At 71.4% G+C, this 10588-nt stretch carries 13 protein-coding genes; all 13 read right to left on the bottom strand.

What is annotated here, in order from left to right; genetic code table 11:
- Window positions 1–3: 3 nt before the first annotated feature.
- Window positions 4–1029: a transglycosylase SLT domain-containing protein gene (locus VGN18_RS07720; protein ID WP_327539088.1), complete on the bottom strand. Its 1026-nt coding sequence runs from the start codon at window positions 1027–1029 to the stop codon at window positions 4–6.
- Window positions 1026–1463 carry a hypothetical protein gene (locus VGN18_RS07725; protein WP_327539089.1) on the bottom strand — a complete coding sequence of 146 codons (438 nt, stop codon included), beginning with the start codon at window positions 1461–1463 and terminating at the stop codon, window positions 1026–1028. Before VGN18_RS07725 ends, VGN18_RS07720 begins: the two co-directional genes overlap by 4 nt.
- The gene (locus tag VGN18_RS07730; RefSeq protein ID WP_327539090.1) at window positions 1460–2782 is read right to left on the bottom strand and encodes a FliI/YscN family ATPase; all 1323 of its coding nucleotides are present in this window, start codon (window positions 2780–2782) and stop codon (window positions 1460–1462) included. Before VGN18_RS07730 ends, VGN18_RS07725 begins: the two co-directional genes overlap by 4 nt.
- A complete protein-coding gene (locus tag VGN18_RS07735) occupies window positions 2779–3504 on the bottom strand; it encodes a FliH/SctL family protein (RefSeq protein WP_327539091.1) in 726 nt (241 codons plus the stop codon). The genes VGN18_RS07730 and VGN18_RS07735 overlap by 4 nt, the downstream gene beginning before the upstream one ends.
- Complete coding sequence (gene fliG / locus VGN18_RS07740) at window positions 3488–4603, bottom strand: flagellar motor switch protein FliG (protein ID WP_327539092.1); 1116 nt, start codon at window positions 4601–4603, stop codon at window positions 3488–3490. The genes VGN18_RS07735 and fliG overlap by 17 nt, the downstream gene beginning before the upstream one ends.
- 35 nt (window positions 4604–4638) lie before the next feature.
- Window positions 4639–6273 carry a flagellar basal-body MS-ring/collar protein FliF gene (fliF, locus tag VGN18_RS07745; RefSeq protein ID WP_327539093.1) on the bottom strand — a complete coding sequence of 545 codons (1635 nt, stop codon included), beginning with the start codon at window positions 6271–6273 and terminating at the stop codon, window positions 4639–4641.
- On the bottom strand, window positions 6273–6602 hold the full coding sequence (locus VGN18_RS07750; RefSeq protein WP_327539094.1) for a flagellar hook-basal body complex protein FliE: 330 nt from the start codon (window positions 6600–6602) through the stop codon (window positions 6273–6275). The genes fliF and VGN18_RS07750 overlap by 1 nt, the downstream gene beginning before the upstream one ends.
- Entirely contained in the window at window positions 6602–7009 is a 408-nt protein-coding gene (locus VGN18_RS07755; RefSeq protein ID WP_327539095.1) for a flagellar basal body rod protein FlgC, read from the bottom strand. Before VGN18_RS07755 ends, VGN18_RS07750 begins: the two co-directional genes overlap by 1 nt.
- Before the next feature lie 5 nt (window positions 7010–7014).
- Window positions 7015–7356: a flagellar basal body rod protein FlgB gene (locus VGN18_RS07760; RefSeq protein WP_327539096.1), complete on the bottom strand. Its 342-nt coding sequence runs from the start codon at window positions 7354–7356 to the stop codon at window positions 7015–7017.
- A gap of 143 nt (window positions 7357–7499) precedes the next feature.
- Window positions 7500–7823: a hypothetical protein gene (locus VGN18_RS07765; protein ID WP_327539097.1), complete on the bottom strand. Its 324-nt coding sequence runs from the start codon at window positions 7821–7823 to the stop codon at window positions 7500–7502.
- A 1-nt stretch (window position 7824) separates the two neighbouring features.
- The gene (locus VGN18_RS07770; RefSeq protein ID WP_327539098.1) at window positions 7825–8235 is read right to left on the bottom strand and encodes a flagellar export chaperone FliS; all 411 of its coding nucleotides are present in this window, start codon (window positions 8233–8235) and stop codon (window positions 7825–7827) included.
- Between the two features lie 16 nt (window positions 8236–8251).
- On the bottom strand, window positions 8252–9580 hold the full coding sequence (fliD, locus tag VGN18_RS07775) for a flagellar filament capping protein FliD (RefSeq protein ID WP_327539099.1): 1329 nt from the start codon (window positions 9578–9580) through the stop codon (window positions 8252–8254).
- Window positions 9581–9690: 110 nt separating this feature from the next.
- A complete protein-coding gene (locus VGN18_RS07780; protein WP_327539100.1) occupies window positions 9691–10569 on the bottom strand; it encodes a flagellin in 879 nt (292 codons plus the stop codon).
- Window positions 10570–10588: the final 19 nt, after the last annotated feature.

Consider the following 10588-nt stretch of genomic DNA (forward strand, 5'->3'; position numbering starts at 1 on the left):
AGGTCATCCGCCGGCCTCCATCATCGCGACGATGCGCCGCACGTAGTTCTGGGTCTCGGTGTAGGGCGGGATGCCGCCGTACTGCGCGACCGCCCCGGCGCCGGCGTTGTAGGCCGCGAGGGCCAGCGGCACCGAGCCGTTGAAGCGGTGCAGGTTGCCCGACAGGATCTTGGCCGCGGCCTCGATCGACTGGCCCGGGTCGAAGGCGTTGACCCCGGCGCCCGCGGCGGTCGCCGGCATGAGCTGCATGAGGCCCTGGGCACCGGCGGGACTCACGGCGCTCGGGTTGCCGCCGGACTCCTGCTGGGCGACCGCGGCGAGCATCCCGGCGGGCAGCCGGTACTGCGCCTCGGCGGCGGCGAACTGCGGGGCGAACGCGGCCACGGACGGGGTGAGCCCGGCGGAGGTGAGCGCCGCGGCCGAGAGCCCGCCGACCTGGGTCGTCGCCGGTGCGGCGGCCGGGCCGGCCGGCACGATGCGGCGGATCGACGTCGGGGTCTGGTAGACGTCGGTGATGTGCACGGTCTTGCCCGGCTCGGGTGACTCGATGAGCTGGTTGTTCCCGAGGTAGATCGCGATGTGGTAGGCCGGGTCGCCGAAGGTCAGCAGGTCACCGGGCTGGGCCTGGGCCAGCGAGGGCACCGCGGTGCCCTCGTGCGCCTGGTCGGCCGCCACGCGCGGCAGCGAGATGCCGAGGTCCTTGTACGTCGCCTGCACCAGGCCCGAGCAGTCGATGCCGGACATCGACTCGGCGCCCCATACGTAGGGCACGCCGAGGTACTTCTTCGCGTCGGCGACGACGGCGTCGCCCGTGACCGACCCCGTGCCGGCGGTCGGGCCGCTGGACGTGGTCGACGCCAGCGCGCTCGAGTACTGGGCCCCGAACGCGGCGGCGCTCGACGCGACGCCCGTCGTCGATCCGGCCGTGGTGGCCACCGCGGCCCGCGCCGAGAGCGAGGCGATGGTCGACTGGATGGCGGCGATCTGGGCGGCGATGTCGCCGAGGCCGACCGCGGCCGGGGCGGTCACGAGCGAGCTCCGGCGGTGCCGTCCCGGTGCACGCGGGCGGCGATCTCGTCCATCTCGCGCATGGCGGCGGCGGCGTGCCGGGCGCGGATCTCGGCCAGGTGCTGCTCGTGCATCTCCTCGACCGTGCGCCGCGCGCGGGCGGCGGCGGTGAGCTCGCCGTGGCGCAGCGACACGAACTGGTCGGCGTCGTCGACCGCGCGCAGCGCGGCCGAGTGCGTGGCGGCGGCGGCCTGGAGGGCGGCCGCGGCCGCGGTGAACGCGGGCGCGTTGTCGACGGCGTCGGCCGCGACCAGCGACTCGATGCGGTCGACGTGGTGGCGCACGCGTCCGCGGGCGTGCTGCGACTCGCGCTGCGCGCCGGCGAGGCGCTGCTTGGCCGAGTCCTCCTGCAGCTGCCGCGCGCGCAGCAGACCGGACAGCCAGTGCTTGCTCATGCGACGTTCTCCGGGGCGATCAGGTGACCGAGCTGCGACCACGACGCGTCGGCCGCGACGAGGTCGCGGATGTCCTGCTGGAGGAAGTCCTGCAGGCTCGGCCACAGGGCGAGGGCGTGGTCGGCGAGCGGGTTGGTGCCGGCGACGTAGGCGCCGATCTCGACAAGCTCCTTGACGTCCTTGCGGGCGTCGATCAGCTTGCGGGTCTCGCGGGCGAGGGTTCGCTGCTCCGGCCCGGTGATCGCGTTGGCGACGCGCGAGACGGACTGCAGCACGTCGATGCTCGGGAAGTGACCGGCGTTGGCGAGCTTGCGGTCGAGCACGATGTGCCCGTCCAGGATCGAGCGCGCGGTGTCGGCGATGGGCTCGTTGTGGTCGTCGCCCTCGACGAGCACGGTGTAGAGCCCGGTGATCGATCCGTCGGCCGAACCGCCGGCGCGCTCGAGCAGCTGCGGCAGCATCGCGAACACCGACGGCGGGTAGCCGCGGGTCGTCGGCGGCTCGCCGGCCGACAGGCCGATCTCGCGCTGGGCCATGGCGAGGCGGGTGAGGCTGTCCATCATCAGCAGCACCTCACGACCGGTGTCGCGGAACCACTCGGCGATGCGGGTCGCGACGAAGGCCGCGCGCAGGCGCACCATGGGCGGCTGGTCGGAGGTCGCCACGATGACGACGGCGTTGCGCAGCCCCTCCGGTCCGAGGTCGTCCTCGAGGAACTCGCGCACCTCGCGGCCACGCTCGCCGACGAGGGCGAGCACGGTGACGTCGGCCTGGGTGCCGCGGGTGATCATCGACAGCAGGCTCGACTTGCCGACGCCGCTGCCGGCGAAGATGCCCATGCGCTGGCCCCGGCCGACCGGGACGAGCGTGTCGATCGCGCGCACGCCGAGCGGCAGCTGGGCGTCGACGCGGCGTCGGGTGAGCGCGCTCGGCGGCGCCGAGTCGATGCTGACACGGCTGAGCCCGGGGGGCAGCGACGAGCCGTCGAGCGGGTTGCCCAGGCCGTCGAGCACCTGGCCGAGCAGGTGCTCCCCCACCGCGACGGTCATCGCCTGGCCGGTGGCGACCACGCGGTCGCCGCTCGCGATGCCGGTGACCGAGCCGAGCGGCAGGCAGGTGGCGTGCTGGCCCTGCACCGAGACGACCTCGGCCGGCAGGGCGTTCTCGCCGATGTGCACGAGGTCGCCGGTGCGGGCGGGCACGCCGCGCACCGAGACCGAGAGGCCGCGCACCTCGTCGACCTGGCCGGACACGCGCGGCTGCGACGCGGCGACCGCGTCCGCGGCGGCCGTGCGCAGCCGATCGAGAACCGAGGTCACTTCTGCAGCACCGCCCGGACGCGGGCCAGACCGGCGGCGATGCGGGCGTCGACCTCGGTCGCGCCGGAGACGGCGACAGCGTCACCGGGCAGCAGGGTCGGGTCGGCGACGAGGGTGATCCGGCGCCGCGTCGAGTCGAGCGGTCCCGCGGTGGAGACCAGCGCGTGGTCGGCCGGCGCGAGACGGATCTCCACGTCCTCGTCGGCCGGGGCCAGGGCGAGGGCCCGGGTCAGGGCCGCGTGCGAGCGGGTGTCGTCGTCGCGCAGCGCGCTGCCGACGAGGCCCTCGGCGATGTCGAGGGCGGCGCTGACGATCAGCTCCTCGAGCTCGGCCGCGCCCGGGACGGCGCGCCGTTCGAGGGCACCTGCCGCGGCGTCGACGGCGGCGAGCGCGCGAGCGGCCAGCGCGGCCTGCTCGGCGGCGAACGCCTGCGTCTCCCGGCGGCGGCGCTCGGTCTCCCCCGCGGCGCGGGCCTCGGCGGCGCGCAGGCCGCTGGCCCAGCCCTCGAGGTAACCGGCGGCGCGGGCGGCCGAGCGGGCGGCCACGAGCAGGTCGTCCGGGATGCCGCCGGACGAGGCGATCTCGAACAGCGGCGGGGCCTGCGGCGCGAGGTCGGCCGCGACGAACGTGTCGGTCACGGCGGTCACCGGCGACGGGCGGGCGCCGGCGGTGAGCTCGCCCGGCAGCCAGGCGGCGATGGTGGGCTCAGGCGACGAAGGCATCCTCGTCCCCTCTCCCGACGACGATCTGGCCCGACTCCTCGAGCGAGCGGATGACCCGCACGACCGCGGCCTGCGCCTCTTCGACGACGTTGACCCGCACCGGGCCGAGCAGCTCGATCTCCTCGGCCAGCGTGAGGGCCGCGCGCTCGGACATGTTGCGCTGGACCTTGAGGCGCACGGCGTCGGCCACACCCTTGAGGGCGGTGGCGAGTTCGTTGACCTGCACCTCGCGCAGCACCAGCTGCACGGCGCGGTCGTCGAGCCCGACGAGGTCCTCGAACATGAACATCTGGCCGCGGACCTGCTCGGCGAGCTGCGGGTCGCGCTGCTCGAGGCCCTCGAGGATGAGGCGCTCGGTGCCACGGTCGGCCCGGTTGATGATCTCGACGAGCGGCTTGACGCCGCCGACGGCCGACAGGTCGCTGGCGACGCCGAGCGAGGACAGGCGACGCGACAGCGCGGACTCGATCTGGCGGATCAGGTCGGGCGACGTACGGTCCATGATCGCGATGCGGTGCGCGACGTCGGACTGGAGGTCGCGCTGCAGCCCGGCGAGCACGTCCGAGGCCGCGCCGGCCGACATGTGCGCCAGCACGAGGGCGATCGTCTGCGGGTGCTCGTCGGACAGGAACGAGATGATCTGACGGGCGTCGAGGTGCTGGGTGAAGGCGAAGGGCAGCTCGACGAAGGCCTGCGAGAGGCGGTCGAGGATCTCGCCGGCCCGCTCCTGGCCGACGGTAGCGAGCAGCAGCTCGCGGGCGAGTTCGAGGCCGCCGCGGGTCGTCGACCCGCCGCTGGCGAGCACGCCGGCGAACTCGGCGAGCACCGCCGCCGACACGTCGGCCGACACGCTGCCCATGCGAGCGATCTCGCTGGAGAGGTCCTCGAGCTCGGCCTCGGAGAGCTGGCCGAGCACGCGGGCGGAAGCCTCGCGGCCGAGCTGCAGCACGAGCACGGCCGCCTTCTGCCGGCCGTTCAGGTGGGCCGCGGCGTCGCGGACGGGCGGGGCGGGCGGAGCGGGCGCCGGGGCCTCGGGCACGGCCTCCAGGCCGGGCATCGGCAGGACGGTCGCCATCTCGTCACTCAAGGTCGCAGTCATCGCAAGGTGTCCCTGTTCTCGGTGCTCGACGGACGTCAGTTCGTGCGGCCGGCGTCGGCCAGGCCGGGGGTCCACGGCGACTTCGCGTGGTCGTTGCGGTCGCCGTTGCTGTTGAGCCAGTTCGACAGCACCGAGGCGACGTCCTCCGGCTGCTCCTCGGCCAGCGAGACCAGGGCCCGGCGGCGGGCGACGTTCTCCTGGTACTCGGCCGCGGCGACGGCACTGTGCGGGTCCGGCGCCGGGGCGATCGGCAGCGGCTGCTCGATGTACTCGATCGCCGGCGCCGGCGGGCCCTGGCGGCGACGCTTGCGCGAGGCGAGCCAGGTGCCGATCAGCACCGCGAGCAGCACCGCGCCGAGCGCGCCCTGCTTGATGAGCGACATCAGCTGGTTCTGCGAGGCCTTGGCCGCGGCGGCCGCGGCCGTGGCCTTGGCCGATGCCGCAGCGGCCGCGGCGGCGGTCGTGTCGAAGCGCATCGCCTCGATGGACAGCGTGTCGCCCCGCGCCGGCGTGATACCCGCGGCGGCGGAGAGCAGCGACTGGACCTTCGTCAGGGCCAGGCCCTTGACCGAGCCGTCGAGCAGCACGCCGACCGACATCTTGCTGACGTCGCCCGGGGCGTTGTCGACGACCTCGGTCTGAGTGCCCAGCGCGTTGTCGCGGGTGTCGCTCGCCTTGTTGTACGTGCCGCCGGAGTTGGCGGCCGTGCCGGTGGAGGCCGTGCCCGCGCCGAGCGTGCCGCCGGCCCCGGTGGCCGCGGCGCCGGTGTACTTCTCGGCCGTCTTCGACTCCGACAGCGGCGGCGCCGTCGGGTCGTAGACGTAGCGCTTCGTGGTGGTGCTCTTCTTGCTGAAGTCGAGGATGGCGTTGACGCTGACCTGGGCGTGGCCCGCGCCGACGACCGGGTCGATCAGGCTCTGCAGCTTGGCCGCCATCTGCGCGTTGTAGGCCTGCGTCGCCTGGCTGCGGGCATCGTTGCCGGCGAACCCGCCGATGCCGTTACCGGGCGACGCGAGCAGCTGGCCGTTGGAGTCGGTCACCGTCACCGCGTCGGCGGCCAGGTTCGGCACGGACGAGCTGACGAGGTAGACGATCGACTGCACCTGCGACGGTGTCAGCTGCAGGCCCGCCGCGGTGCCGAGCAGCACGGCCGCCGTCGGCTTCTGCGAGCCGTCGTTGAAGACGTCCTGCTGCGGGATGGCCAGGTGTACCGACGCGCTCTGCACGCCACTCATCGACTGGATGGTCTTGGCGAGCTCCCCTTCGATAGCGCGTTGGTAGTCGATCTGCTGCTTGAACTCGGAGGTGGTGACCCCCTCCTTGTCGAGCAGGGAGTACCCGGTCTGCGTCGACGACGGCAGGCCGGCCGCACTGACCGTCAGCCGCGTCGAGTAGACCTTGTCCTGCGGCACCAGGATCTCGGTGCCGGCCTGACCCAGCTGGTACGGCACCCCGGCCGAGTTCAGCTTGTCGACGATCGCGCTGGCGTCGCTCGCCGCCAGGTTCGTGTACAGCGGCGCGTACGCGGGGGTCGCCTGGTACGTCGTGAAGAAGTAGCCGCCGATGATCAGCGCGAGCGCGGCCGCGATGGCCACCGTCTTCTGCCCGGGCGAGAACGCCTTGAACTCGGTCCACGCGCGGCCGAGCAGGGTCTGGATCTGTTCCTTCATCAGGCCTGCATCCCCATGATCTGGTTGAAGGCCGCGACGGCCTTGCTCTCGAGCGTCGTGGCGAGCTGGGTCATCAGCTGGGCCTGGGTGGCGGCCATCGTGTACTGCGCCGGGTCGACCAGCGTGCCCGACGCGGCCTGCAGCGCCAGCCCGTCAGCGGTGTTCTGCGAGCCCTGCACGGCGTCGAGGCCCTTGCCGAGCGCGGTGGCGAAGTCGGTGCCCGACGTCGCGCTGGCGCCGAGGGCGGGTGAGGTCGCGGCGGCCGGACCGACGGAGCCGACGGCCCCGAGGCCAGTGACGGCACCGATGGCGGCGATGGGTGCGGTCATCAGATGCCCTTGCCGATCGCGATGGCCGCCTCGTAGACGTCCTTGGCCCGGTCGATCGTCGTCGCGTTCGCCTGGAAGGCGCGCTGGGCCATGATCATGTTGCCCATCTGCTCGCCCATGTCGATGTCGGGGCGGCGGACGTAGCCGCTCGCGTCGGCGACCGGGTTCGTCGGGTCGTAGGTCACGATCCCCTGCGCGCTCGAGCGTGGCAGCGAGCTGACCTGAACGCCCTGGCCGAGACCCTGCGCCCCGCCGGTGATCGGCGCGGCCTGCACGTACTGCGCCTGGAAGGCCTTGCCCGACGTGGGTGTGATGTCGTTGACGTTGGCGATGTTGTTGGAGATCGCGTCGAGCCAGGTCTGGTAGACCGAGAGGCCGGTGCCGGCGGTGCCGATGGCGTCGAACATGCGCGTCAGCCCTTCAGGACCGTGCTGTAGAGCTCGTACTTGGCCGTGATGCCGCCCATGACCAGCTTCTCCTGCAGGCCGGTCTTGGTGGCGGTAACCATCTCGTCACCGATGCTCACGTTGTTGCCGTTGAGGCCGGCCTGGGCCGTGCTCGCGCCGGTGGTGATCACGGCCTGGCTCGGGTCACCCCCGGCGATGGCGGAGGCGAGGCTCTGCTCGAAGGAGACCGTGTGCGCGGTGTACCCGGGCGTCTCGACGTTGGCGATGTTCTGCGCCGTCATCTGCTGGCGGGCCGACAGGCCGGCTATCGCGGTCTGCAGCGACACGGCTGCGACGTCGTCGAACACGGATGACCTCCGGGTGGAGCCTGCCGATCCATCGGCCAAGGGGGTGAGCGATCCGTGCTCGAGGTTTGGAATCGGCCGGTGATCACGGCGCTTTAGCGATTCCGGAACTGAATGTAAGTCTCGGTTAGTTGGGGGTACCGGACTCAGATCCGCCGGTCGACGAAAACGGGGGCGCCGCTCGCGACGCCGGTGAAGACCGCGCGGGCCGGCATGTTCCACTCGCCCAGGGCGACGACCAGCTCGGCCTGCAACTCGTCGATGCGCGCGCGCAGCTCCTGCACGCGGTGGCGCAGTTCCTCGGGCACCGGCGGCATGTCGGCCAGCGGCGGCAGCACGGCGCCGGGCAGCGTCCACTCCCCCGGGACGGCCGTGGTCTCCGGGTTCGACGCGAGCAGCTCGCCGGCGCGCCGCGCGTCCTCCTCGACGGCGGCGAGCACCTCGGTCCAGCTGGGCAGGTGGTCGGGCATCTCAGCCCACCCATGCTCCAGCAGCGGCGCCGAGCGACGCCGGTTCGCGCACGACCTGCTCGGCCGCCGTGGCCCACGCCTCGCGCAGGCCGGTCACCATCTCGATGACCGCGGGCAGGCGCTGCGTCTGGCCGCCGCGGATGGCGATCAGCTCACGGATGAGGAATGCGTAGATCGAGGAGAGGTTGTCGGCCGGGCCGCCGGCCGCGGTGTCGAGGCTGCTGTGCAGCTCGGTGACGATCTGCATCGCGTGCGCGAGTTGGGCGCCGGCCTCGGCCGGGTCGTCCACCGCGGCGGCCGCCCGAGCCAGGTCGAGGTTCAGACGGTCGTAGATCATCACTACACGCTGGGCGGGGCTCGCGGTCATCACCCTGTCGCGCAGGAAGCGCGCGCGGAGCTCGTCGGCAGCCATGTGAGAATCCTCGCCGTCAGTTCGAGCTCGAGGAGCTCGAGCCGTTCATGCTCTTGAACATGTTGGTCAGATAGGTGCCCTGCGACTGCAGCTTCGCGAGCGCGGTCTCCATGGCGGTGAACTTGGCCTGATAGCGCGTCTGGATGTCGGCCAACTTGGTGGTCCAGTCGTTGATCCGCTTGGTCAGGTCGGTCTCGTTGGAGTTGCCCGACATGATGGCCGTAGTGAGCGTCCCATGCGTCGGGTCGTTCGCCGTGGCGACGGTCGAGTTGACGTTTGCGGCAAAGGAGCCGACGAGCGCAGCCTGCGTACCAGCCGGGTCACTCGCGTACGCCGTTGCGAAGGCGGCTGCGTCGAAGCTGAGGACGCCGTTCTTGTCGAGGTTGATGCCGTACGTACTGAGCGAACCTCCGGCAGCGGTGCCGGCGCTGACGGTCGAGACCAGCGACTGGGCCAGGTCACGCACGTCGGACGATCCCTGGAGGACCGCCCCGTTGCTGCTCGTCTGACCGATGGTGTTTGAAGTCGCATTGATGGCGGATACCAGGGCAGCGACTTTGTCACTGATGGACTTCTGATCCGAGCTGATGGTTATCCCGACGCCAGTAGCGAGCGCATTCACCGAGAAGGTCACGCCGGGGATGACGCCTGTGAAGGAGTTGGTCGAGCTGCTGACGGTATAGCCTCCGGCCCCGGGCGTGCCGACGCCGATCTGCGCGTTCTGGGCCGAGACCACCGTCTGGGCAGCCGTGTCCGTGCCGCCGATCGTGAATGCCGAGTTCAGTCCGGTCGTTGTCGACGCGAGCTGGAGGACCTTGCCGCTGTCGGTGTTCACGACCATCGCCCGCACACCAACCCCGGCCGCATTGATCGCGGCGGCAACGTCGGACGCCGACCCGGAGGCCGGCGTGAGCGAATGGACCACCCGGTCGGCGCCGGTGATGCTGATGCCCGCAGCCGGATTGCTCACGACGTTGCCGTTCGCATCGGTCGCCACTGTGCTGATCTGCGCTGCGGCGAGGGCGAGAACGTTGAACGAGGTCGCACCGGGCGTTGCCACGCCCGTGCTGCTGGCGACCACGGCCGGATTCGACGAGGTCGCCGTTGTCGCGGTCCAGGCAGTGGGATCGGTGAGCGCCTGCGCTGCGGTCTGAAGCGAGGAGACATTGGCGTTGATCGCCTGGTAGGCCGACACCTTTGTCTGCTGGAGCGCGAGCTGACTCTTCAGCGCGGTCTGCGGGAGCGCGGCGGCCGCGACCAACTGGGTCACGAGGGCGTTGGTGTCGATCGACCCTGCCGCGCCGCCGAGCAGGCCGGAGACGCTGAAGCTGCTCGGCGAGGTCATGAGCATCCTTCCGGGATCGGGTCATGGCGTGAGAACAGGGCAGAAAGTCGAGACGGGACGGGCGGGTCAGTTCAGGGTCTGACCCACCCGTCCCGAACTCAGGGCTCCTCTTACTGCAGGAGCTTCAGGATGGCCTGCGGGGCCGAGTTCGCCTGGGCCAGCACCGAGGTGGCGGCCTGGGAGAGGATCTGCGACTGGGTCATCTTCGTCACCTCGGACGCGAGGTCGGCGTCGGTCAGGTTCGACCGGGAAGCCGTGACGTTGGTGATCGAGGTCTGCAGGTTGCTCACCGTGTAGTTGAGCTGGTTCTGCGTCGCACCGATGTAGGAACGAGCGGTGGAGACGTCCTTGATCGCGGCGTCGATCGCGGTGATCGCAGCCCCAGCGCCAGTCGACAGGTTCAAGCCGCTGGTCTTCAGGCCGGTCGAGTCGTACGCGGTGATGGTGGCACCCGCCAGAGCACCAGTGGTGCTCAGGTCAAGGCTGAGCTGGTTGCTCGCGCCACCGACGCCCGTGCTGTCGTTGGCACCGACCTGGAACTGGAACACGCCCTTGTTGCCGGTGGTGAGGTCGAGCAGGGGCGAACCGCCGAACGCGGTGCTGCTGGAGATGCTGTCCAGCTCCTTGTTCAGGTTGCCGAGCTCGGCCTGAGCCGCCGACACCGCGTTGGCGTCCATCGAACCGGTGTTGTTGGCCTGCACCGCGAGCGTACGCATGCGCTGCAGGATGTTCTGCGTGGTGCCGAGGGCGCCGTCGGCGATCTGGGCGACGTTGATGCCGTCCTGGGCGTTCGACACGGCCTGGGTCATGCCGTTGATCTGGCTGGTCAGGCCCTGGCTGATGGACAGACCGGCCGCGTCGTCGGCAGCCTTGTTGATGCGCAGGCCGGACGAGAGACGCTCGAACGAGCTCGCCTGGTTGGCCTGGTTGGTCGCCAGGTTGTTGTACGCGTTGAGCGCGGCGACGTTGGTGTTGATGCGAAGACTCATGGTGTTTGCCTCCCAAACT

The organism is Jatrophihabitans sp., assembly GCF_036000465.1.
In the GTDB taxonomy this organism is placed as follows: Bacteria; Actinomycetota; Actinomycetes; order Mycobacteriales; family Jatrophihabitantaceae; genus Jatrophihabitans.